Source organism: Dactylosporangium sp. CS-033363 (genome assembly GCF_050942475.1).
Classification (GTDB): domain Bacteria; phylum Actinomycetota; class Actinomycetes; order Mycobacteriales; family Micromonosporaceae; genus Dactylosporangium.
Window position 1 is genome coordinate 8,477,200 of the sequence record NZ_CP192032.1, and the last position, 22,666, is coordinate 8,499,865.

Here is a 22,666-nt window from a genome sequence, read left to right on the forward strand (position 1 = left end):
GATTTGTCCCGACTTGCCGCACCCGGCCTCCTGCCTACGTACCGTTACCTACATGATGCCCTGCGCCGTTGACTTAGTAAAGCAATTGGATTTAGAGTCCGACACACGCAGCTAACGCCCTGGACACGTGAGAGCGCTTCCCCGGCCGCTGCGGCGACCGCCCGAGCACTAGATCATTGCCGGATTGTTACCAAGAAACGACCGGTGGGACTGGGCAGGATCGCCACACTGGAATAAGTTGGTCGTCACAACAAACCTGGCTTGCGGCAGTGGTTCCAGAAGCCCCTCGGAGGCAACATGATGTCGGTGACAAGGCGGCTCGCCTCATGAGCAGCGCACCGATCCTGCTCGAGATGCGGTCGATCACCAAGGAGTTCCCGGGCGTCAAGGCGCTCAGCGACGTCAACCTGGTGGTCCGTGAGGGCGAGATCCATGCGATCTGCGGCGAGAACGGCGCCGGAAAGTCGACGCTGATGAAGGTTCTCAGCGGCGTCTACCCCTACGGTTCGTACGACGGCCAGATCTTCTACCAGGGCTCGGAGTCGCGCTTCAGCGACATCCGGTCCAGCGAGAAGGCCGGCATCGTGATCATCCACCAGGAGCTCGCCCTGGTGCCGCACATGTCGATCACCGAGAACCTCTTCCTGGGCAACGAGCCCCGCAAGAACGGTTCCTACGACTGGACCGGCGCCAACCGCAAGGCGCACGAGCTGCTGGCCCAGGTCGGTCTGCGCGACGACCCGGACACGCTCATCAAGGACATCGGCGTCGGCAAGCAGCAGCTCGTCGAGATCGCCAAGGCGTTCGCCAAGGACGTCAAGCTGCTGATCCTGGACGAGCCCACCGCGGCGCTGAACGAGAACGACTCGAAGCACCTGCTCGACCTGCTGCGGGAGTTCAAGCGGCAGGGCGTCACCTCGATCATGATCTCGCACAAGCTCAACGAGATCGAGGACGTCGCCGACTCGATCACCATCCTGCGTGACGGCAAGACGGTGGAGACCCTCGAGGTCGGCACCGAGGGCGTCAACGAGGACCGGATCGTGCGCGGGATGGTCGGCCGCGACCTGGAGAGTCGCTACCCGGACCACACGCCGAAGATCGGCGAGGTCTTCTTCGAGGTGCGCGACTGGACGGTCCGCCACCCGATCTCCGCCGACCGGCTGGTCTGCAAGCACTCGAACTTCAACGTCCGCCGCGGCGAGATCGTCGGCTTCGCCGGCCTCATGGGCGCCGGGCGCACCGAGCTGGCGATGAGCCTCTTCGGCCGCTCCTACGGCGTGTACCAGTCGGGCCAGATCTTCAAGGACGGCAAGGAGATCCAGCTCCGCTCGGTCGCCGAGGCCATCCAGCACGGCCTGGCCTACGTGAGCGAGGACCGCAAGTCCATCGGCCTCAACCTGCTCGACGACATCAAGACCTCGACGGTCGCCGCCAAGCTCTCGAAGATCACGCACCGCGGGGTCATCGACCAGGTCGAGGAGCACAAGGTCGCCGAGGAATACCGCAAGGCGCTGCGGGTCAAGGCGCCGACCGTCGACGAGGGCGTCAACAAGCTCTCCGGCGGCAACCAGCAGAAGGTCGTCCTGGCGAAGTGGATGTTCACCGACCCCGACCTGCTGATCCTCGACGAGCCGACCCGCGGCATCGACGTGGGTGCCAAGTACGAGATCTACGGGATCATCCAGCGGCTGGCCGACCAGGGGAAGGGCGTCATCGTCATCTCCTCGGAGCTGCCCGAGCTGCTGGGCCTGTGTGACCGCATCTACACCGTGTTCGAAGGCACGATCACCGGCGAGGTCCCGCGGGCCGAAGCCAACCCGGAACTCCTCATGAAGCAGATGACCTCTACGAAGAAGATGCCGACGCGATGAGCCGACTCAAGGACCTTCAGAAGAATCTGTTCGGGGGCACGACCTCGAACGCCCGCCAGTTCACGATGATCTTCACCCTCGTGGCGATCATCATCCTGTTCCAGATCTGGACCGACGGGCTGACCCTCAACTCCGGCAACCTGATCTCGCTGACCCAGCAGTACGCGTACATCTCCGTGCTGTCCATCGGCATGCTCATGGTGATCGTGGCCGGGCACATCGACCTCTCGGTCGGCTCGGTCGCCGCGTTCGTCGGCATCATCGTGGCCAAGTCGATCCGCGACGGTGGCGTGCCGTGGTGGGTCGGCATCCTGATCGGCCTCGCGGTCGGCGCCGTCATCGGTGCCTGGCAGGGCTTCTGGGTCGCCTACATCGGCGTGCCCGCCTTCATCGTCACGCTCGCCGGTATGCTGATCTTCCGAGGCGGCAACCAATACATCGGCAACGCGGAGACCATCGCGGTGCCGAAGGCCTTCACGCAGATCGGCGCCGGGTACCTGCCGGAGTGGGGCCCCAACACGGGGTACAACAACAGCACTCTGGTTCTTGGGCTCGTCGCCTGTCTGGCCGTGGTGTGGCGGGAGTTCCAGTCCCGCAAGACCCGCCGCGCGATGGACGCCGAGCAGAGCCCGATGTGGGTCTCGATCCTGCGCATGGCCATCATGCTCGCGGTGATCATCTTCGCGACCCTGCGCTTCGCCGGCGGCCGCGTCGGCACCAGCTTCCCGATCTCGGGCTGCATCCTGGCCGCGCTGGTCATCGCGTACTCGTTCTACACCCGCAACACGCCGGGCGGCCGGCACATCTACGCCGTCGGCGGCAACGCCCGCGCCGCGGAGCTGTCCGGCGTCAAGCTGCGCCAGGTCAACTTCTTCGTCATCATGAACATGTCGATCCTGGCCGCGCTGGCCGGCATGATCTTCGTGGCCCGCTCCGGCGCCTCCGGTCCGCAGGACGGTCTGAGCTGGGAGCTGGACGCGATCGCCGCCGTCTTCATCGGTGGCGCGGCGGTGGCCGGCGGTATCGGTACCGTCTCCGGCGCCATCGTCGGTGGTCTGGTCATGGCCGTACTCAAGAACGGCCTGCAGCTGCTGGGCATCGGCACCGACCGCGAGCAGATCATCCGCGGCCTGTTCCTGCTGCTGGCGGTCGCGCTGGACGTCTACAACAAGAGCCAGGGACGGTTCTCGATCATCGGATCGATCATGCGTCCCTTCCGCCGGCAGGAGAACACTGATCCGGCTGCGCCGAACCAAGCCGGTCAGGAGTCAATCAGGACTCCGGTCGGCGGCTGACCCACCCGCCGCGCACCCTGGCGGCACGACGCCCCTATCCCCAGTAACATCCCGAAAGAAAGGGCTTTCAAAGCCATGCGCAAGTTCCTCACCAGGAGCCTCGCGGTCAGCGCCGTCGCGCTGATTGCGCTGAGCACCGCCGCGTGCGGCAGCAGCGACCGCGACGACAGCTCCAGCGGCTCGTCCGGCGGCGCCAAGGGCTTCGCCAAGGACGCGCTGATCGGCGTCGCCCTGCCGTCGAAGACCTCGGAGAACTGGGTCCTCGCCGGCGACCTCTTCACCAACGGCCTCAAGGACGCGGGCTTCAAGTCCGACGTGCAGTACGCCGGTGCGTCGACCACGGTCGCCGACCAGCAGTCGCAGATCTCGTCCATGGTCACCAAGGGCGCGAAGGTCATCGTCATCGGCGCCACCGACGCCGCGCAGCTGGGCACCCAGGTCAAGCAGGCCAAGGACTCCGGCGCCGTCGTCATCGCCTACGACCGCCTCATCACCGGCACCGCCGACCTCGACTACTACGTCGCGTTCGACAACTTCAAGGTCGGCCAGCTCCAGGGCCAGGCCCTGCTGGACGGCATGAAGGCCAAGAAGCCGACCGGCCCGTGGACCATCGAGCTGTTCTCCGGCTCGCCGGACGACAACAACGCCGGTGTCTTCTTCAACGGCGCGATGGACGTGCTCAAGCCGGCCATCGACAAGGGCGACGTGATCGTCGGCTCCGGCCAGACGGACGTCAAGCAGACCGCCATCCAGGGCTGGAAGGCCGAGGGTGCGCAGGCCCGCATGGACACCATCATGACCTCGACCTACGCCACCGGTGGCAAGACGCTGGACGGCGTCCTGTCCCCGAACGACACCCTGGCCCGCGCGATCATCACCTCGGTGAAGGCCGCCGGCAAGCCGGTCCCGGTCGTCACCGGCCAGGACTCCGAGGTTGAGTCGGTCAAGAGCATCATGGCCGGCGAGCAGTACTCCACGATCAACAAGGACACCCGCAAGCTGGTGGCCCAGACGATCGAGATGGTCAAGAAGCTGCAGGCCGGCTCCGAGCCCGAGGTCAACGACACCAAGTCGTACAACAACGGCGTCAAGGTCGTTCCCTCGTACCTGCTCCCGCCGGTCATCGTGACCAAGGCGAACGCGGCCGAGGCCTACGCCAACGACCCGAAGCTCAGCCCGCTCACCAAGTAACACCGGCAACGGCGTCGTGGGTCCCCGGAGCGCGTTTCCGGGGACCCACGCTCGTTTAGGCGCCGTCCGGCCGGCATGGGCGGCAGGACAGCGCCTAAGGAGGCGTTCAGCGTGTCCTCCTTCCCCACTGGCAGCCCGCAGGAGTCGGTGCGCCGGCAGAACCTCGGGGCCCTGCTCCGCTACATCCACGTCCGCGGCGCCACCTCGCGCGCCGAGCTGACCAGCAGCCTCGGACTGAACCGCAGCACCATCGGCGCACTCACCGCCGACCTCGCCACGGCGGGCCTGGTCGACGAGGGCGTCCCCCACGAGACCGGCCGCGCCGGCCGCCCGTCCATCGTGGTCCGGCCAAGGTCGTCGCGCGTGTACGGGTACGCGCTGAGCCTCGAGCTCGACCGCCTGCGCGCCGCCCGCGTCGGCCTGGGCGGCAAGGTCCTCGACGGCCGCACGGCGCAACGCCCGCCCGGCCCCGACCCGGCCCCCACCATCGCCGCCCTGGCCGCCCTCGTCGCCGACATGCAGCAGACCGCCCCTCCCGACGCGGTGCTGGTCGGCTCCGGCCTGGCCGTCTCCGGCTCGGTCCGGCACCACCTGGGCTGGGCCGACGACACCCTGGAACCCGAGCTCGCCGACGCCCTGCAGCCCCGCCTGGGCCCGGCGGCCGGCCCGTTCCTGGGCGGCATCGCCGACCTGGCCGCCCTGGCCGAACACACAAGGGGCGCCGCGACAGGCGCCGACAACGTCATCTACCTGCACGGCGACGCCGGCATCAGCGCAGGCATCATCGCCGGCGGCCGCCGCATCACCGGCTTCGGCGGCCACGGCGGCGAGGTCGGCCACATGGTCGTCAACCCCGGCGGCCGGCTTTGCGGCTGCGGCTCCCGCGGCTGCTGGGAGACCGAGATCGGCGAACGGGCCCTCCTGCACCTCGCGGGCCGCACGATCGCCACCCCGGGCGCCGCGATGACGGCCGCGATGCACGCCGCCCAGGACGGCGACCAGGCCGCCCGCGAGGCCGTGCTGCACGCCGCCGACTGGCTGGGCTTCGGCGTGGCCAACCTGGTGAACATCTTCAACCCGACCGTGGTCGTCTTCGGCGGGACGCTGCGCGAGCTGTTCCTGACGGGCGCGGATCAGGTGCGGCATCGGCTGTACACGATGGCCCTCCCGGCCTGCCGCGAACACGTCGCCCTGCACACCCCGCAGCTGGGCGACGACGCTCCCCTGGTGGGCGCGGCGGAGCTGGCCTTCGAGTCGCTGCTGTCCGACCCGCTCTACGCCGCGAAGCCCTGACTCCCCCGCCGGAACGCCCCCGGGTCCCTGGCCCTGCTCGGCGCGCCGGTCGTTGCCGGGCCGGCGGCGGGCCTGGCGGCGTTCCCGCTGCCCGAGGCCGTGACGGTACCCCGCCACGTCCAGGTGGGCCGGGTGTCGACGCCGATCGCCGCCGCCCTCGCCGAACGCCTCGCAACGCCGCTGCCGGAGTCGGTCATCGCCACCCTGCCGGCCGGCCCCTCACCTGACGCGCGGGCGGCGCAACGCTTCACCTACACCCTCGACGCCGTGGCAACCGACGGGCGGCAGCAGCGCGCGGTCATCGAGGGGCGCGACACGTACGGGACCACCGCGGTCATCGCCGTCACGTGCGCGCTGCGACTCGTGGCCGGCGGCCGGCCGGGAGCGCGCACCCCCGCCCAGGCGTTCCCCGCGGCCGAGCTGCTGGCGGACCTCCCGGTCGACGTCACGTAGGGCTGCCGAAACGGCGCTCAACCTTTCGGGGGTGTGGGGCGTGCATGCTGTGACGGCGACCGACAAGGAGGCGGCGGGCGTGCCGGGTGAGGGATTCGAGCAGTTCGTGCGGCTGCGGTACGCCGAGCTGTTGCGCACCGCGTACCTGCTCACGGGGTCGGTGGCCGGGGCCGAGGACCTCGTGCAGAGCTGCCTGCTCAAGGTCATGCCGCGGTTCGAACGGATCGACGAGCCGCTGCCCTATCTGCGGCGGGCCATGGTCAATCAGCGGACGAGCTGGTGGCGGGCGTTGCGGCGGGAGCTGCTCAGTGCGCGCGTGCCCGAACGGGCCGGCGGCGATCCCGCGGCGGCGTACACCGAGCGGTCGGCGCTCGTGGCGGAGCTCAAGAAGCTTCCCGAGCGGATGCGGGCCGTACTCGTGCTGCGGTACTGGGAGGACCTCAGCGAGGCCGAGACCGCGGCGGTGCTCGGGTGTTCGGTCGGGTCGGTGAAGAGCCAGGCGTCGCGTGGGCTGGCGCGGCTGCGGGTGCTGCTGGAGTCGGGCGAGAGGAGCGGGCGGTGAGCAGGGTCGAGGAGCGGCTGCGCGAGGAGATGGCCCGCGCGGTGAGCGGGGTGCGGCCGGCGCCCGATCCGTACGGGCGGCTGCTGCGCCGGAAGCGGTCCCGGCGGCCGTTCGGGATCGCGGCGGTCGTCGCCGTTGTCGTCGCGGGGCTGGTCGGGGGGCAGGCGCTCACGGCCGGCGGGCCCGGACCCGACGCCATGTACGACTTTCGGCCCACGCTGGTGCTCAACGAGCGGACTCGCCAGATCATCGATGCGCCGACGCGCGGGGATCGGGCGGATCGGGCCGGGGCCGTTGCCGACGCGCTGAACGCCAACCGGGGGAAGTGGGGGGTGGGGGCCGAGTTCGATCGGCTCAAGGTGTTGTTCGTGGCGCGGGCCGGGGAGCGGTGGGGGTTCGGGGCGGCGTTCTACAACCGCGACGCGGCCGTGTACGTCGGGGCGTTCGGGGCCGAGGGCAAGAGCGCCGAGGAGCTCATCGCCGACCGGTACACCAATACGCAGACCGGGGACCTGTCGGAGTTCAACGCGATCTCGCTCGAGGACGCGACGGTCGCGTTCACGGTGCCGGGCTGCGATGCGCAGGTGGCGGCGGCGAGTGTGGTGCGCACCGACGGTACCGTCGAACACACCTGGGTCGGCGAAGGTGACTTCGCGGTGCTGCCGCGGGCGGATCACCTGTGGCGGGTGGTCTGTGACGGCGTGGTGCGCGAGACCGGGTTCCGTAACCTGGGGCGGACGCGCATGGAGGTCATCCCGGCGGCCGAGCGGGGGACGGCCGACGCCGGTATCGCGGCCGGGGCGTTCGACTCGTGTCCCGTCGTGCCCACGCTCGAGGTGCGCCGGTGGCGGGTGCTGTGGGGCGGGACCCCGCCCGGCGAGCAGCGGCCGGTCGTGGTCGTGCTCGGGATGCTCGACGGCGGGGCCGCGCTGGTGTGCGCGGTGGCCGGGGCCGGCCGGGCGATGATGGCGGCCGATCCGTCCGGTGGGCCCAGGCTCCCGGGCGGTCAGCTGACCACGGCCGTCGCCGCATCCGACGCGCTGGTGACGGTCCGCCTGGCGCACGAGAGCCGGCAGGGGTACTCCGACCGCCTCCTCGTCATCGCCCCGCCCGCCGCCACCACAGTGCGGGTGACCGGCGGGCCGGACGAGCAGGTCGCCCTCACCGGCGGCGTCGGGGTGATCGAGGCGCCGTACCCCGCGAAGCTCGGCCTCGAGGCGCTCGACGCGTCCGGGGCCACGCTCGCCACGGCCGGGGTGGCCGAACCGTCCGGCGCCGATTTCCTGATCGCCGGGGAACCGATCGTGCACAACTGGGACTGACACGACCGGCGAGGTAGAAACGAAGGGTGACCTCCTGGCGCATCCTGCTCGCCGACGACCATCTCGTGGTGCGGGCCGGTCTGCGGGCACTGCTCGCGGCCGATCCGCGGTGCCGGGTCGAGGGCGAGGCGGCCGGGCTCGACGAGCTGCGGACCGTCGCGCACCGGCTGCGGCCCGACCTGATCGTGCTGGACCTCAGCTTCGGCGCCGACAGCGCCCTGGACGTGCTGCCCGAGCTGCTCGCCAACGAGCCGTCGCCGCGGATCGTGGTGCTGACCATGCACGACGACGTGTCGTTCGCCCGCGAGGCGTTCGCGAGCGGCGTGCACGGCTACGTGCTCAAGGAGGCGGCCGCCGACGAGCTGCTGCGGGCGGTCGAGACGGTGATGGCCGGCTCCGTGTACGTCGACACCGAGCTCGGCGCCCGCATGGCCCGCAGCCGCGCGGCGCCGGCCGACGAGCTCAGCCCGCGCGAGCGCGAGGTGCTCGCCCTGCTGGCCGCCGGGCACACCAACGCCGAGATCGCCCAGCGGCTGTCGCTGAGCCTGCGCACCGTCGAGTCGCACCGCGCCGGCCTGCGGGCCCGCCTCGGCACGACGAGCCGGGCCGAGCTGGTCGCGGCGGCGCGGCGCATCGGCCTGCTGCAATGAGCAAGGTCGTGGCGCTCGCCGGGGTCGGCGTGGCGCTGCTGGGCACCGCGATCGTGCTGGAGCTGGGCAACCTCGGCCCGCAGACCGAGCTGTGGTTCGGCGTCGGCGCGGGCGTGACGTTCCTGCTCGCCCTCGCCGTGGTGCCGGCCGCCGAGCCGCGCCGCTTCACCGTGCGGGCCCGCCTGCTGGCCGCGGCCGGCATCGCCGCGCTGATCGCCGTCGCCGCGCTGTGGCAGGGCACGGTCAAGCCCGCGCCGGAGGTCCTGCTGCTGCTCATCCCGGTCGCCCTCCTGTTCGCCACGGCCGGCCTGGCGCTGCGGGAGTCGGCCGTCGAGCAGCGCCGGGCCCGGCTGCGCGAGGCGGGTTCGCGGCTCGACGGCGCCGAGGCCGAGCGCCGCCGCTGGGCCCGCGAGCTGCATGACGAAACGCTGCAAGAACTCGCGGCGGTACAGGTCCTGCTCGCCCCCGGCACGCCCGCCGCCCTGGCCGATGCCCGCGAGATCGTCGGCCGGCAGATCCAGTCCCTGCGGCGGCTGATCGCCCAGATGCGTCCCCTGGCCCTCGACGCGCTGGGCCTGGCCGCGGCGCTGGAGGACCTGGCCCGCCACGCCCGCGACCGCGACGGCGTCGAGGTGGCGGTGGCCGCCCACGGCCTGCCGAGGCTGCCGGCGCCGGCGGAGACCGCGGTGTACCGCATCGTGCAGGAGGCCCTCACCAACGCGGTCCGCCACGCCGGCGCCCGCCACATCCAGGTCGAGGCCGGCCCGCACGGCACCGGCCTGCGGGTCTTGGTCCGCGACGACGGCACCGGCCCGCCCCCGGGCGGCTTCACGGCCGGCCACGGTCTCCTGGGCATCCGCGAGCGCGCGGAGCTGCTGGGCGCCGATCTGTTCGTGGGCGCGAGTGCATCCGGCGGTACCGTCGTCCGCCTCGACTTCCCGAACCAGCTCACCGACGCGGCGCCGCGGGGTGCGGGACCCGGGCCAGCTGCGCCGCGCTGAGCCCGGGTCCACCGGTCCCCCCTTCCCCCGGCGCCGAAGCCGTGGCCGGGCACCGGGCCGCCCCTGGGCGAGCGGGTCGCCATGGGCTGAACACCCGGCCGCCGCCGGCGACGCCGCGACGTGCACCAGGGAACGTGACCGCATCGACAGTCTGCCGGGGTGGGCGCGCGGAGTCCTCGGTACCGGCCCGCACGCCGGTTGCGGGTTTCCCGCAATCAGTGGTGGTGGGCGTAGTCGGGCTGGCGCGGGTCGCCGGGGTGCTCGAACCCGGGCATGAGCCGGACGAGGGCGGCGCAGCGCGCGTCGAGCCAGCGGCCGAAGTGCCGGTCGCGGCCCGCCTGCCCGAGCACGGCCGCGACGGCGTCCCGGCTCTCGGCGAGGGGCCCGGGGTGGCGGTCCCGGTTGCGCTCCCAGTAGTCGCGGACCGCGTCCTCCCCCACGGCGACCTCGGCGGTGACGGCCGCGTAGACGTCGGGCCGGGCGGCGGCGACGGCGGCCGCGACCCCGCCGAGCCGGAGCGCGCGGCCGAGGGCCGGCGGACCGGACGTCTCGACCGGCGGCAGCCCGAGCCGCCGCGCCTCCTGCTCGACGACGGCGGTCGCGGCGAGCACCTGGACGAGCCACCGCCGCAGGTTGCGCCCCTCGGCCGACGACGGGTGCGGCAGCCGCGCCGCGTACGGCCCGTCCCGCATCGCCGCCGCCAACGCCTCGACCGCGGCCACGGTGACCGGCTCCTCGCCCACGTACGCGGCGATCACGACAGCACCGCCACGCCGCTTACGAAGCCGGCCATCACGGCAGCACCGTCACGGTGATGGGCTCGGCGCTCACGAAAGCGGGCGATCACGGCAGCACCGTCACGGTGATGGGCTCGGTGTAGAACAGCCGCCCGGCGCTGGCGATCCGGGCCAGCAGCCACCACGTGCCCGGCGGATGCCCCTCCGGCACCGCCACCGGAAACTCGACGGGAGCGACTCCGGCGTGGACGGACGGCATAGGGGTGAGCTCCCAGGTGTGCCAGGGCCCGATCAGGTGTACCTCGGCGTCGTCCGGCGCCCCGGCCAGCCGCACGACCGCCGACTCACCCCGCCGCAACTCCAGCCGGGCCGGCGAGAGCGATCCGGAGACAGGGTCGGCCTCGTCGGTGCCGACCAGCAGCCGGGCGATGTCGTACACGCCGCTGGGCAGCGCCGCCCGCAGCCGGTGCTCACCGGAGGTCACCCCGGCCGGCGGGGTCACCGTGACCGTGAAGGTGGCATGCCCGCCCGGCTCCAGCTCGTACGGCAGCGACTCGGGCGCCACCGTCCACCCCGCGGGCGCGGTCAGCGCGACCGTGCCCGTCGCACCGTCGGCCACCAGGTCCGACGAGACCGTCACGCCCACCGTCGCCGGCCCGGTCACCACCGTCGCGTCCGGCGTCAGGTGCACCGACAGCGGCATGTTGCCGATCGGCGCCGGACCGGTGTTGTGCAGCCAGTACCGCGCGTAGGCCGGCCCGCGCACCGGCTCGGCGGCCGGCAGCGTCCGGTCGACGTCGAGCAGCACCTGGCCGATCCCGGCACCGTCCAGGCCGAAGTCGTCTGACAGCGGACGCTCCAGCAGATCCACGACCCGCCGCCCGCGCACCGGCACGGGGAGTCCAATGTGGACATCGGACACCGGAGCACCCGACGACTCATAGTACCGCGCCAGCACCGCCGAGACCTCCCCCGGCACCGCCCCCGAGGCGAGCGGATCCCCGGCCGGTTTCAGCGCGGTGAGGACCACAGTGGACGGTGACACGGTGACCAGCCGCTCGGCGACCGGCGGCCCGGCCGGCGCGAGGCGCGCGTGCAGCGGATGGTTCACCGCGTGGCCGGCCGCGACGAGCCGGGCGTCGCGCCAGTCCCCCACCCCGGCCACGATGCTGTAGTCGAAGACGTGCGTCCAGTGCTGCTGCTGGAAGTTGGACCCGTCGGGCGCGGTCCGCCGCGGCGGGTCGATCCACACCCCGGACGGCCACCCGGTGCAGGACCGCACCAGCGACAGGTGCAGCGCCCCGCCGGGATCGACGGCGAACCCCGGCATGCCCCGGTTGACGATCCCCACCGTGTACTCGTCCAGCGCCGGATCGGGGCCGAGCTCGCCCTCGACCGTGATGGTCCCGGTCGCCGCGAGCTCGGCACACACCGCGGGAACCTCGGAGGCGGCGAGCACCAGCACCGGCAGATCCGTCGCCCCGGTGAGATCCGCGTTGGGCGTCCACACCTCGGTCAACGCCCGCGAGGCAGGCACCCAAACCCGGCCGAGGTCCGTACCGGAGGCCGCAGCGATCCGAATCCGCACGTCCGGCAGGTTGGAGTCCACCGCGAGCGACCCGTAGCGCGGCCCGTCCACAGTCGAGCACGTCGCCGTCACCCCGCGCCGGATCAGGGCCAGGGCCAGGTCACGCGCGAGCGGCCCGCCGCCGATGATCTCGGCGACGCCGATAGCGCGACAGGCGGTACCAAAGCGGATCTTGGCGGTTGAGGAGAGCGCGAACCAGTGCTGCGCCGGATTGTCCAGCGTCCACGGGGCCGGCTCGGCGTCCACGTCGATGAGCCCGAAGCCGCGGCCCACCACCGCGTTGCCGACCTCGCTCACCGGCAGCGCGCCCGGGATCGCCGCGGGCCAGCGCACCCGGACGAGCTGGTCGGCGCCGTCGAACGCGTCGAGGCGGGTCTGCGCGTCGAGGCGGGGCACGCCGCGCCACAGGGTCAGCGTCTGCGTGTACCGCGCCGGGCCGACCTCGCCCGTCACCGTCACCCGCTCGCCGAGGGAACTCGCCTCGACGGTCACCGACAGCGCCGGAGCCTGGGCGGACCCCAGCTTCGCCGGACCCTTGGGCAGCAGATGCCACGGCCCCTCGTGCACCTCGGGGTGCGCGGGGTACTCCTCGTAGACCAGCAGCTCGTTCCCCACCCGCCCGGCAGCGAGCAGTTCCCGGCCGTTCCGCAGGTCCACAATGGACGAAACAGCACCACCACGATCCGCGTCCACGCTAACACGGAACGTCTCGTTCGCGATAGTCGAACCGTCCACAGTGGACCACGCCACCGGCGAAGGCACCTCAAACGTCTTGTACCCCACCCCAGGCACGTCCGAGGCCAGGAACGAGACGTCCCCAAGGTGCACGATGTCGGTGCGATCCCACGACGAGGGGTTGAACACCACCACCCTGGGCGGCCCGTCACCCCCAGGCAGCCGCGAAACCAGCGCGGTAAGAGCCGAATCCAGCACCGAGGAAGCGAGATCGTGGGCCTGCCGCCACCCGGTCAGCAGGTCGAGGTACACCTGATCGGACTCGGACCCGGTGATGCCGTCGTGGTGCGCGCCGAAGACGAGCTGCCGCCACGCCATGTCGACCTGCTCGTGCGGGAACGGCGACCCGACAACGAGCCCGGCCAGGGTCGCGACCATCTCGGCGTCGGTGAGCAGCGCCTCCGTGTGCCGCTGGGCCTGCTTGGTGTCGATGAACGAGACGTCCTTGCCGGTGTAGATCGGGTTCATGTCCCGGGTCTGCGGCGAGAACGACCCGGCCTCCGCGCGCACGGCCGCGAAGAACTCGCGCGGCAGCCCGCACACGAAGCGCGGCCAGGTGTAGCGGGCGTTCCAGTCGCGGTGGATGTCGACGACCCACTTCGCCGGCGGGCTGTAGTCGGTGCCCACCGGCAGCAGGATGTTGCGCGTGCGGGCGACCTTCTTCAGCAGGAGGTACAAACGGTAAATGCTTTCCGAAGCGGCCTCGAGGGTCGGCTGCGCGTCGATGTGCCAGCCCGCCGAGTAGTGCGCGGGCATGTAGTGGGTGAGCACGCCGAGCCCGTTCGGGGAGAGCCACTCGAACTCGGCGTCGAACTGCATCGCCGACGGGTCGCCCCAGCCGCGCTCGCCCGGCGTGAACGTGGTCTGCATCGGGCCCCACTGGTGGAACGGGCCGCGCGCCCACGACGAGGAGTCCAGCCCCGCCGCGGCGGCCAGGCCGGGGAAGTTCGGGTCGTGCCCGAACGCGTCGAGCTGCCAGGCGGTGCGCGGGTCGCCGCCGACGATGTCGCGCTGGAAGCCGATGCCGTAGCGGAAGTTGCGGATCGTGGTCTCGGCGAGCGTCAGGTTCGTGTTGGGCTCGTTGTAGGTGCCGCCGACGAGCTCCAGCCGGCCCTCGGCGAGCAGCCGCCGGATGTACGCCCGGTCCTGCGGGCAGGCGTCCCAGTAGGGCTTGAGGTAGTCCAGTTCGGCCAGCACGAACTTGTACTCCGGGTGCAGCCGCGCGGTCTCCAGGTGCAGCCGGACCAGCTCGAAGCCGGTGCGCTGGAAGTCGCCGCGGAACTCGCCGCCGGCCTGGCCCGGCGCGCCCCAGGTGGCGGTGTACGCGGCCTGCGTGGTCCACCACACCGGGTCGTAGTGGAAGTGCGAGACCATCCACACCGTCCAGCCGGGCTCGGCCACGACCAGCTCGCCCCGCCCGGTCTCGCCGCCGGCCGTGACCTCGATCGGGATGACGGTGCCCGGTGGGGCGTCGACGTTCACCGGCACCTCGCCGACCCCCTCCCCCCACACCCCGTCCCCGCGGATCTTCGCCGGGCCCTCGACGTCGAGCACCCGCACGACCTGCCGGTCGCCGATGAACAGCTCGGTGGACTCGATGCGCATGCCGTACCTACCCCTTCACCGCACCGGTGAGGCTGAACGCCCCGCCGAACACCCTCGACAGCACCGAGTACATCAGCACGACCGGTGCCGTGTAGAGGATCGCGAACGCCGCCAGCTGACCGTAGGCGACCTGACCGTAGGTGGAGAAGAACGTGTAGATGGTGACCGAGGCCGGCTGGCTCTCGGGCGCCTGGAGCAGGATGAACGGGACGAAGAAGTTGCCCCACTGCAGGACGAACGTGAACACGAAGACGACCGTCAGGCCGGGGATCATGAGCGGGAGCACGATGCGGTACAGCGACTGCGCCCATCCGGCGCCGTCGGTCCACGCCGCCTCCTCCAGCTCGACCGGGACGCCGTCCATGAAGTTCTTCATCATCCAGATCCCGAACGGCAGCGACGACGCGGTCATGAACAGGATCAGCGCGGGGACCGAGTCGGTGAGCTCGAAGCGGCTGTACAGCGTGTAGACCGGCACCATCACCGCCGTGATCGGCAGGCACGTGGAGAACAGGATGGTGTACATCAGCGCCCGGCCCGAGCGGCTGCGGTGCCGGGACAGCGGGTACGCCGCCAGCACCGCCGCGACCACGGTGAGCAGCGCCGTGCCGCCCGAGATGATGAGCGAGTTGAGCATCGGGATGAACACGGTGTCCGCATTGAGCACATCGGCGAAGTTGCGCGTGGTGAAGTGCCAGTCGATGTGCGCCGAGAGCGCCGCCCCCGGCTGGATCGAGGCGATGAGCAGCCACCCGAACGGCAGCAGGAACAGCACGGCGACGAGCGCGAGCACGGCCCGCGCGGCCGCCTTCACGCCTCCTCCAGCCGGATGACCCGCACGTAGATCAGCGAGAAGATGGCCCCGATGAGCAGCAGGACCAGCGCCATCGCGGTGCCGTAGCCGAGCTTGTAGAACTGGAACGACTCCTGGTACATGTAGATCGGCGTCGTCTGGCTGCGGTCGCCCGGCCCGCCCTTCGTCATCACGTAGATGAGCCCGAAGGACGCCAGGGTCTGCAGGGTGATGAGCATCAGGTTGCTCACGATCGAGCGGCGGATGAGCGGGATCGTCACGTACCGCAGCCGCTGCCACACCGACGCGCCGTCCACCGACGCCGCCTCGTGCAGGTCGGGCGGGACGTCGTCGAGCGCCGCCTGGTACACGAGCATCGAGAAGGCCGTGCCGCGCCACACGTTGGCCAGGATGACCGCGAGCATCGGCGCGGTGTAGAGCCAGTTCTGGTCCGCGCCCAGCGCGTTGAGCGTGCCCTCGCGGTGCAGGAACGAGTACCAGCAGAACCCGGCCACCGTCTCCGGCACCGTCCAGGCGGCCACGACGATGCCGGTGACGATCGCCCGGGTGAACCGCCCGGCGCTCTTGAGCAGCAGCGCGATGAGCAGCCCGAGGGTGTTCTGGCCGATGACCGCCGAGCCGACGACGAAGATCAGGGTCAGCTCGAGGGAGTTCCAGAACTGCTTGTCGTGCCACATCGTGACGAAGTTGTCGGCGCCGACGAAGTTGACCTCGGAGGTGCCGGTGAGGGCCAGGTCGGTGAAGGCGCTGTACACGCTCCACAGCAGCGGCCCCGCGAAGAACACCCCGAGCAGCAGCAGCGCGGGCGCGAGGGCCACCGCCCGCGCCGCCATCGCCCTCATGACTTCGTCGTGACCTTGTCGTCCCCGCCGACCGCGGATCTGACCTGGTCGGCGAAGGTCTTCGCGGCCTGCTCGGGCGGCGCCTGGCCGGTCATCACCGACTCCATCGCGACCTGGATCGCGTCGGAGACGTGCGGGTAGTCCGGGTACGCGGGCCGGAAGTGGGTCACCTTCACCAGGTCGGTGAAGAACTGCAGGGCCGGGTTCGACTGCAGGTACTTCGGGTCCGCCGCCACGTCCGCCCGCTCCGCGATCTGCCCGGCGGCGATGTCGTACGCGAGGGTGTTGTCCTTGTTGAGCATCGTCGTGACGAAGTCGAACGAGGCCTTCTTGTCCTTGGCGTGCGCCCCGACCGAGAGCACCCAGCCGCCGGACATGCTGGTCGTGCCGGGCGCGTCGCCGTGCTGGGTGGGCATCGCGGCCTCGCCGAGCACCGTGCTCCACTGCGGCCACGGCTTGCTGCCGGAGTCGAGCCAGGTGCTGGACAGCCACGAGCCGTCGAGGTTGATCGCGAGCTTGCCGGTCGGCAGCAGCTCGGTGGAGACCCGGGTGCCCCAGTTCGGGTCGAGCGCGTCCTGCGGCTCGGGGGCGAGCTTCTCACCGAAGATGGTCTTGATGAAGCCGAGCGAGTCGTTGAAGCCGGGGCTGCCGACGATCCACTTCTTGGCGCTGTCGTCGTACAGGGTGTCCTTCGTGCCGTACAGCAGCATCTCGAAGCCCTGCATGGTCGAGCCCTCGCCGGCGCCCTTGCCGGAGTAGACGTTCAGCGGCGTCACGCCGGGCAGCTTCTGCTTGAGCGTGCGGGCCGCGGCGAGGATGTCGTCCCAGCTCTTGGGCTGCCACGGTACGGGCAGTCCGGCCTGCTTGAAGAGATCCTTGTTGTAGTACAGGGCGCGGGTGTCGGTGCCCATCGGCACGCCGTAGGTCCTGCCGTCCTGCGCCTTGGCCGCGCTCTTGGCGGCGTCGCTGAACTGGCTCCAGTCGGACCAGCCGGACAGGTACTCGTCCAGCGGCGCCAGGAAGCCGGCCTGGATGTCGGTGTTGACCAGGAACGTGTCCTCGTACAGCACGTCGGGCGCGGTCTTCGGGGAGCGGTTCATCAGCGAGAGCTTGGTGTAGTAGTCGTTCTCGGAGGCCTCGATCGGCAGCAGCTTCACGGTGTAGCCCGGGTGGGCCGCCTCGTACTCGCCCTTGACCCGCTTGAGCTGGTCGTCGAGCTGGATGAAGGCGCCGAACTTCTGATAGGCGACGGTGATCGTCTTCGCGTCGTCCCCGCTCGACGCGCCGCATCCGGCGGCCGAGAGCAGCAGCGCGGCCAGAGCAACAACGGCGATGTTTTTGCGCATGGTGCACCTCCCCAGGTGGCGGACCTGGTTTCAGAGATCAACGTCTATGAGAACGTTTTCAGAAAACGTAATCATGTACGGTACGCAAGTCAAGAGAGGGGTCTCGATGTCCGGGCGCCGCCCCACGATGCACGACGTCGCGCGCGCGGCAGGCGTGAGCGTCGCGACGGTCTCGCGGGTGGTCAACCACGAGCGGTACATCCGGCCGGAGACGAAGGCCGCCGTCGAGGAGGCCATCGCCGCGCTCGGGTTCCGGCGCAACGAGTCGGCCCGCACCCTGCGCCCGGGGCAGAACACCCACACGGTGGCGCTGGTCATCGAGGACGTGGCCAACCCGTTCTGGTCCGGCATCACCCGCGGCGCCGAGGACGTCGCGCGGCGGCACCGGCACATGCTCGTCGTGGGCAGCACCCGGCAGAGCTTCGAGCTCGAGCGGGAGCTGCTGCACGACCTGGTCCTGCGGCGCCGCGTCGACGGGCTGCTCGTGGTGCCGACCGCGCACTCGCAGCGCTCCCTGCACACCGAGCTCGCGGGGTGGGCCCCGATGGTCTTCATCGACCGCACGCCCGGGCGCGTCGCGGCCGACTCGGTCGTGCTGGACAACCACGGCGGCGCCCGCGAGGCAGTGTCGCAACTGCTCCGTCTCGGGTACCGCCGGATCGCCTACATCGGCGGCGACCCCTCGGTCGGCACCGGGGCGCGCCGGCTGGCCGGATATCGCCAGGCGCTCAAGTCCGCGGGTGTGCCGGGCGACCCGGCCCTCGTGCACGTCGGCGTGCACACGGTCGAGGTGGCCCACGCGACCACCCTGGACCTGCTGCGCGGCCCGGCGGCGGCCGACGCGGTGTTCGCCGACAACAACCGGATGGCAGTGGGCGTCCTGCACGCCGTGCGGGCGCACGGCGGCGGCGCCGGGGTGGCCGCGTTCGACGACCTGGAGCTGGCCGATCTGCTGCCGGCCCCGGTCACGCTCGTCACCTACGACGCGGCGGCTTTGGGAGCGCAGGCGGCGGAGCTGCTGTTCGCGCGGATCGGCGGCGAGTCCGGGCCGCCGCGGCGGGTCGTCCTGCCGACCACGGTCGTCACCCGCGGCGGCCCGGCCTGATGTAGATAATCTTCCATACGTCTATGTAGACTTGCCAAGCCCTCAACAAAAGCGCGCCACAGAGCGGTGGCGGGCTGTGCCGTGCCCGCACACCGAAGGGACATCGTGGCAATGAGCGAAGACCGAGTGCAAGTGTGTGCTCATCGGAGGGCCGTTCTGGCCGGTATCGGGGGGCTCTCCGCGGGCGCCCTGCTGGCCGCCTGTGGCGATTCGGACGCCACCGCCAGTCAGCCGGCCGCCGAGGCTCCCGCCGCCGCACCTTCCGCCGCCTCATCCGGCGCGCCGGGGCCCGTGGCCGACACCTCCGAGGTGCCCGTGGGCGGTGGGATCGTGGCCAACGGCGTGCTCGTCGTGCAGCCGACCAGTGGAACTTTCAAGCTGTTCGACGCCGCCTGCCCGCACAAGGGCGTGCTGGTGAAGCCGCCGCAGGACGGCGTGGCGGTCTGCCCGGCCCACGCGTCGAAGTTCAACATCACCGACGGTTCGAAGATCACCGGGCCGACGCCGACCGGCCTGAAGGAGCTCAAGTCCGAAGTGGACGGCACCAAGATCATGCGCCTCGAGTAGGGAGTAGGGTCGGCTTCCGTTGACCATGGCTTGATCACTTACTTATGCTCTGAGCCGTGAAAGCCAAGGCGATGCGGGAGCCGACCTTCCTCATCCTCACCGCGCTCGCTGACGCGCCCCGGCACGGCTACGGCATCCTGCACGAGGTGTCGCAGCTGTCCGGCGGGCGCGTCAGCCTGCTCACCGGGACGCTGTACACCGCGCTGGACCGGCTCAGCGCCGAGGGGCTGGTCGAGCAGGACCGGGAGGAGATCGTGGACGGCCGGGCCCGCCGCTACTACCGCCTCACCGGCGCGGGCCTGACCGCCCTGACCGCCGAGACGGCCCGGCTGCGCGAGCTCACCGCGGCGGCCGAGGACCGGCTGCGGCTGGCCCACCGCCCGAGGACGGCGTGATGTCGAGGGGGCACGGGGGGTACACCCGAATCCTGCGCGTCTATCCGCGGGACTATCCGCGCGACGAACTGCTCGGCACGCTCCTCGCCGCCGCGCCCGGGCGCACCGGGCCGACCGCGCGGGAGGCCGCCAACCTGCTCCGGCACGGCCTGCGGGCCAGGCTCGGCCGCCCGGGCAGCCGGACCGTCGTGTTCTGGGCGCTCGCGACGGCCCTGATCGGCGGATTGTTCGGCGCCGCGTTCGCCGCCCGGGCCGGCTGGGAGACCGTCGCGCCGCTGCCCGGCCCCGCGCAGACCCGGGCGATGGCCGTCGTGGCCGCACCCGGCGCGCGCTGGGGCGATGCGTCCAGGCCGCCCGCCGCGGCGTTCCTCATCTACGGCTCGCCGCTGAGCGTGCACTCCCTGCGCGACCTGCTGCTCGGCGACGGCGGCGAGTACACCCAGGCGACCACCGGCACGTGGGCCCCCGGACCGGGCGCCGACCCGGCCGGCGCGCTCGCCGCGGCGTCGGACAACCTGGAGGCCGCGGGCTGGACGGTGTACCCCGCGTTCGACGACGGCGCCGGCGGGGGCACGCTGGTGGCCCGGCGCGGGAGCCTGGTGCTCACCCTGGAGGCGTACGGTCAGTCCACAGCGGACACCACGTTCCTCTCCGCCGGGTTCCAGCGCACCACCCCGGCCGCCGTCTGGCCGTGCGGCATCGCGGGCGGGCTGCTCGCCGGGCTGGCGGCGTTCCTGGTGTTCGGCTGGGCGAGCCGGCGCACGGACGCCGAGGAGCACCCGGCGCGCGGGTCGGTGAAGGCGTGCTTCGGGCTGGCGCTGTTCCTGTGGTGGGCGCCGACGCTGTTCGCGTTCCCGCTCATGGTCGAGCACCACCTGGAGATGCCGCACCCGTCGTGGCACCCGATGTGGGAGTGGTTCGGGCAGCCGACGTTCTCGCTGTTCTTCGTGGTCGGCGGCGGGCTCGGGCTGCTGGCGCTGGCGCTGGCCGCGCTGCCCCGCCGCTATCCGCGCGCCGCGACCCGGCCGGCGGAGGCCTGACCCAGCGTCGTCAGCTCATCGGCGGGGGCGGGGCGGCCGTAGAGGTACCCCTGCGCGAACTGATAGCCGAGGTCGCGCAGGGCGGCCGCCTGCTCCTCGGTCTCCACGCCCTCCGCGACCGCGCGCAGCCGCAGCCCGTCGGCGATGCCGATCAGCGCCTCGGCGATGACCGACCGGGCGCCGGCCTCGGTCACGTTGTCCACAAAGGACTTGTCCACCTTGAGCACGTCGACCGGGCACGTGCGCAGCAGCCCGAGCGACGAGTGCCCGGTGCCGAAGTCATCCAGCGCCACTTGTACGCCCAGTCGCTTCACCTCGTGCAGCTCGTCCAGCGCGGACCCGCCGTCGAAGACCGCCGTCTCCGTCACCTCGACCATCAGGCACCCCGGCGGCAGCCCCGCCGCCCGCAGCTCGTCGCGCACCCGCCCGGCGAACCCGGACTCGCGCAACTGGCGGGGTGAGACGTTGACGGAGACGTACCGCAGCGCGTCCGGCCCGAGCTCCCGCCGCCACCGCGCCGCCTGCCGGCACGCCTCGGCCAGCACCCACTGCCCGACCGGCACGATGAGCCCGGTCCGCTCGGCCGCCGGAATGAACAGGTCGGGCCGGATCATCCCGCGCTCCGGGTGCTGCCAGCGCACGAGGGCCTCGACGCCGACGGGGGTACCGTCGCCGAGCCGCACGATCGGCTGGTAGAACACCCGCAGCTGCCCGGTGTCGAGCGCGACCCGCAGCTCCGCCGCGATCCGGGCCTGCTCGGCGCCGCGCTGGTCCATCGCCTGGTCGTACGCGACCTGGCGGCCCTTGCCCTGCACCTTGGCCGCGTACATGCCGACGTCCGCGCGCCGGATCAGCTCCTCGGCGCCGACGTCGTGGTCCCCGACCGCCACGCCGACGCTCGCCTCGACGACGAGCGCGTGCCCGGCGGCATCGAGCGGCCGGCGCAGCTCGGCGGCCACGGCCCCCAGGAACAGCAGGGCGGAGGGCTCGTCGAAGGCCGGAAACACCAGCGCGTACTCGTCCCCGCCGAGCCGCGCCACCAGCCGCACCTCGACCGGCTGATCGCCCATGAGCTCGTCCAGCCGGACCGCGACGGCCCGCAGCAGCGCATCCCCGGTGGCATGCCCGAGATCGTCGTTGATGGCCTTGAAGTCGTCGATGTCCACCAGCGCGACGGCCACCCGCCGCCCGCGCGCGAGCACCCCGGCGATGTGCTGGGTCAGCAGCCGCCGATTGGCCAGGTCGGTCAGCGAGTCGTGCCCGGCCTGCCAGGCCAGCGACCGGACCAGCCCGGCGTTGTCGCGCAGCGCGGTCACCTGACGGGCGGCGACAAGCAGGACCAGGATGACGGTACCGACGGCAACCCCGAGAATGTCCGCCCCCCGCATGGCGGCGTCGGCCAGCAGCAGCACACAGGTCGCGAACACGGCCGCATACGACACGAACCCCGGCCGCTCCCGCCGAGCCGGAACCAGCGGCGCCACCCGGGCCGCCCGCCGCTGCCGATCGGCCGCGACACAGAGCACGAGACAGGTGACGGGCAGGATGACCGGCGTCCCGTTGAGGTACGGCCGGGAGGCCAGCAACGGCGCCAGCGCCCCGCCGAGCGCCCCGACGGCCCCGGCCGAGGCGAGCAGGTACAGCGCCCGCCGGTCCAACGGCCCGGTGCCGGTGAACGCGATCTTCACGAACGCGAACACGACCACGGCCCCGCACGCCAGCAGCGCCAGGATCGACCGCGCCCCGGACGCGTTGTCGCCCGACCAGGTGCGCCAGTCGCTGAGCAGGAAATGCCAGCAGAACGTCAGCACGGTCACGAGGACGGTCGCCGAGTCGAGCCCGAAGCGCAGCCACTCCCCCCGGCTGCGCCGGGTCCCGGGGATGCGCAACAGCGCCCACAGCAACACCGCCAGCCCGGCCACGTAGATGCCGGAGGTGAGCGCCCCGACGTGCCCGGGCCGGGCGATCCCCCGCAGCATGTCGACCCCGTTGCTGACCGCGCCCAGCCCGATGAGCGCCATGCCGAGCGCGACATGCCGCCAGAACCGCGCCGCCCCGGCCGCCATCCCACCCGCGCCGGCGGCCTTGAGACACGCCCTGACCGCCAGCCCGACCACGAACGGCACGGCAACCCAGCTGACCACGGCCGGCGTCGGATGCAACAGCCCGACCCCGAACCACACCTCGGCGAGCAGCGCAACCACCGCGGCCGCGACGAGCAGCCGCGTCGGACGCCAGGTCGCCACCGTCT

At 71.8% G+C, this 22,666-nt stretch carries 19 protein-coding genes; 13 read left to right on the forward strand and 6 right to left on the reverse strand.

The genetic code is table 11. From position 1 onward, the window contains the following. Window positions 1-326: 326 nt before the first annotated feature. The 9 genes from mmsA (at window position 327) to ACQPZ4_RS39045 (ending at window position 9,641) form a co-directional block, all read left to right on the forward strand. The gene (gene mmsA / locus ACQPZ4_RS39005) at window positions 327-1,874 is read left to right on the forward strand and encodes a multiple monosaccharide ABC transporter ATP-binding protein (RefSeq protein ID WP_433047660.1); all 1,548 of its coding nucleotides are present in this window, start codon (window positions 327-329) and stop codon (window positions 1,872-1,874) included. Next, window positions 1,871-3,169 carry a multiple monosaccharide ABC transporter permease gene (gene mmsB / locus ACQPZ4_RS39010; protein ID WP_433047663.1) on the forward strand — a complete coding sequence of 433 codons (1,299 nt, stop codon included), beginning with the start codon at window positions 1,871-1,873 and terminating at the stop codon, window positions 3,167-3,169. Before mmsA ends, mmsB begins: the two co-directional genes overlap by 4 nt. Window positions 3,170-3,244: 75 nt before the next feature. Next, complete coding sequence (locus tag ACQPZ4_RS39015) at window positions 3,245-4,360, forward strand: substrate-binding domain-containing protein (protein WP_433047666.1); 1,116 nt, start codon at window positions 3,245-3,247, stop codon at window positions 4,358-4,360. A gap of 75 nt (window positions 4,361-4,435) precedes the next feature. Further along, complete coding sequence (locus ACQPZ4_RS39020) at window positions 4,436-5,653, forward strand: ROK family protein (protein WP_433047669.1); 1,218 nt, start codon at window positions 4,436-4,438, stop codon at window positions 5,651-5,653. A 132-nt stretch (window positions 5,654-5,785) separates the two neighbouring features. Continuing rightward, window positions 5,786-6,106 (forward strand): hypothetical protein, encoded by a 321-nt coding sequence (locus tag ACQPZ4_RS39025; RefSeq protein ID WP_433047672.1) that lies wholly within the window; start codon window positions 5,786-5,788, stop codon window positions 6,104-6,106. Between the two features lie 40 nt (window positions 6,107-6,146). Next, a complete protein-coding gene (locus ACQPZ4_RS39030) occupies window positions 6,147-6,668 on the forward strand; it encodes a SigE family RNA polymerase sigma factor (protein WP_433047675.1) in 522 nt (173 codons plus the stop codon). After that, the gene (locus ACQPZ4_RS39035) at window positions 6,665-7,990 is read left to right on the forward strand and encodes a hypothetical protein (RefSeq protein WP_433047678.1); all 1,326 of its coding nucleotides are present in this window, start codon (window positions 6,665-6,667) and stop codon (window positions 7,988-7,990) included. Before ACQPZ4_RS39030 ends, ACQPZ4_RS39035 begins: the two co-directional genes overlap by 4 nt. A 26-nt stretch (window positions 7,991-8,016) precedes the next feature. After that, window positions 8,017-8,640, forward strand: coding sequence for a response regulator (locus ACQPZ4_RS39040; protein ID WP_433047681.1), 624 nt, complete (start codon window positions 8,017-8,019; stop codon window positions 8,638-8,640). Next, window positions 8,637-9,641 carry a sensor histidine kinase gene (locus ACQPZ4_RS39045; protein ID WP_433047684.1) on the forward strand — a complete coding sequence of 335 codons (1,005 nt, stop codon included), beginning with the start codon at window positions 8,637-8,639 and terminating at the stop codon, window positions 9,639-9,641. Before ACQPZ4_RS39040 ends, ACQPZ4_RS39045 begins: the two co-directional genes overlap by 4 nt. A 215-nt stretch (window positions 9,642-9,856) precedes the next feature. Here the strand turns inward: ACQPZ4_RS39045 and ACQPZ4_RS39050 are convergent, their stop codons facing one another. From ACQPZ4_RS39050 to ACQPZ4_RS39070, 5 genes are all read right to left on the reverse strand, one after another. Next, window positions 9,857-10,399, reverse strand: a complete 543-nt coding sequence (locus ACQPZ4_RS39050) for a DUF7158 domain-containing protein (RefSeq protein WP_433047687.1) — start codon at window positions 10,397-10,399, stop codon at window positions 9,857-9,859. An 85-nt stretch (window positions 10,400-10,484) separates the two neighbouring features. Beyond that, complete coding sequence (locus tag ACQPZ4_RS39055; protein WP_433047690.1) at window positions 10,485-14,306, reverse strand: glycoside hydrolase family 38 C-terminal domain-containing protein; 3,822 nt, start codon at window positions 14,304-14,306, stop codon at window positions 10,485-10,487. Between the two features lie 7 nt (window positions 14,307-14,313). Further along, window positions 14,314-15,120: a carbohydrate ABC transporter permease gene (locus ACQPZ4_RS39060; RefSeq protein WP_433047693.1), complete on the reverse strand. Its 807-nt coding sequence runs from the start codon at window positions 15,118-15,120 to the stop codon at window positions 14,314-14,316. Beyond that, complete coding sequence (locus ACQPZ4_RS39065) at window positions 15,117-15,962, reverse strand: carbohydrate ABC transporter permease (protein ID WP_433047696.1); 846 nt, start codon at window positions 15,960-15,962, stop codon at window positions 15,117-15,119. The genes ACQPZ4_RS39060 and ACQPZ4_RS39065 overlap by 4 nt, the downstream gene beginning before the upstream one ends. Further along, window positions 15,959-17,308 carry an extracellular solute-binding protein gene (locus tag ACQPZ4_RS39070; RefSeq protein ID WP_433047699.1) on the reverse strand — a complete coding sequence of 450 codons (1,350 nt, stop codon included), beginning with the start codon at window positions 17,306-17,308 and terminating at the stop codon, window positions 15,959-15,961. The genes ACQPZ4_RS39065 and ACQPZ4_RS39070 overlap by 4 nt, the downstream gene beginning before the upstream one ends. Before the next feature lie 106 nt (window positions 17,309-17,414). Here ACQPZ4_RS39070 and ACQPZ4_RS39075 point away from each other — a divergent pair, with 106 nt between their 5' ends. The 4 genes from ACQPZ4_RS39075 to ACQPZ4_RS39090 all read left to right on the forward strand — a co-directional run bounded on the left by ACQPZ4_RS39075 (window position 17,415) and on the right by ACQPZ4_RS39090 (window position 20,415). Continuing rightward, on the forward strand, window positions 17,415-18,413 hold the full coding sequence (locus ACQPZ4_RS39075; RefSeq protein ID WP_433047702.1) for a LacI family DNA-binding transcriptional regulator: 999 nt from the start codon (window positions 17,415-17,417) through the stop codon (window positions 18,411-18,413). 291 nt (window positions 18,414-18,704) lie between these two features. Beyond that, window positions 18,705-18,980, forward strand: coding sequence for a Rieske (2Fe-2S) protein (locus ACQPZ4_RS39080; RefSeq protein ID WP_433047705.1), 276 nt, complete (start codon window positions 18,705-18,707; stop codon window positions 18,978-18,980). Between the two features lie 71 nt (window positions 18,981-19,051). After that, window positions 19,052-19,375 carry a PadR family transcriptional regulator gene (locus ACQPZ4_RS39085; protein WP_433066829.1) on the forward strand — a complete coding sequence of 108 codons (324 nt, stop codon included), beginning with the start codon at window positions 19,052-19,054 and terminating at the stop codon, window positions 19,373-19,375. After that, window positions 19,375-20,415 carry a hypothetical protein gene (locus ACQPZ4_RS39090; RefSeq protein ID WP_433047708.1) on the forward strand — a complete coding sequence of 347 codons (1,041 nt, stop codon included), beginning with the start codon at window positions 19,375-19,377 and terminating at the stop codon, window positions 20,413-20,415. The genes ACQPZ4_RS39085 and ACQPZ4_RS39090 overlap by 1 nt, the downstream gene beginning before the upstream one ends. On the opposite strand, the gene ACQPZ4_RS39095 is transcribed toward ACQPZ4_RS39090, so the two are convergent. Continuing rightward, entirely contained in the window at window positions 20,379-22,661 is a 2,283-nt protein-coding gene (locus ACQPZ4_RS39095; RefSeq protein ID WP_433047711.1) for a putative bifunctional diguanylate cyclase/phosphodiesterase, read from the reverse strand. The genes ACQPZ4_RS39090 and ACQPZ4_RS39095 overlap by 37 nt on opposite strands. Window positions 22,662-22,666: the final 5 nt, after the last annotated feature.

Coding starts and splice junctions, on each gene's coding strand:
- ACQPZ4_RS39045 (WP_433047684.1), top strand. CDS start 8,637: ATGAGCAAGGTCGTGGCGCTCGCCGGGGTCGGCGTGGCGCTGCTGGGC.
- mmsB (WP_433047663.1), top strand. CDS start 1,871: ATGAGCCGACTCAAGGACCTTCAGAAGAATCTGTTCGGGGGCACGACC.
- ACQPZ4_RS39085 (WP_433066829.1), top strand. CDS start 19,052: ATGCGGGAGCCGACCTTCCTCATCCTCACCGCGCTCGCTGACGCGCCC.
- ACQPZ4_RS39020 (WP_433047669.1), top strand. CDS start 4,436: ATGGGCGGCAGGACAGCGCCTAAGGAGGCGTTCAGCGTGTCCTCCTTC.
- ACQPZ4_RS39015 (WP_433047666.1), top strand. CDS start 3,245: ATGCGCAAGTTCCTCACCAGGAGCCTCGCGGTCAGCGCCGTCGCGCTG.
- ACQPZ4_RS39070 (WP_433047699.1), bottom strand. CDS start 17,308: ATGCGCAAAAACATCGCCGTTGTTGCTCTGGCCGCGCTGCTGCTCTCG.
- ACQPZ4_RS39065 (WP_433047696.1), bottom strand. CDS start 15,962: ATGAGGGCGATGGCGGCGCGGGCGGTGGCCCTCGCGCCCGCGCTGCTG.
- ACQPZ4_RS39075 (WP_433047702.1), top strand. CDS start 17,415: ATGTCCGGGCGCCGCCCCACGATGCACGACGTCGCGCGCGCGGCAGGC.
- ACQPZ4_RS39055 (WP_433047690.1), bottom strand. CDS start 14,306: ATGCGCATCGAGTCCACCGAGCTGTTCATCGGCGACCGGCAGGTCGTG.
- mmsA (WP_433047660.1), top strand. CDS start 327: ATGAGCAGCGCACCGATCCTGCTCGAGATGCGGTCGATCACCAAGGAG.
- ACQPZ4_RS39090 (WP_433047708.1), top strand. CDS start 19,375: ATGTCGAGGGGGCACGGGGGGTACACCCGAATCCTGCGCGTCTATCCG.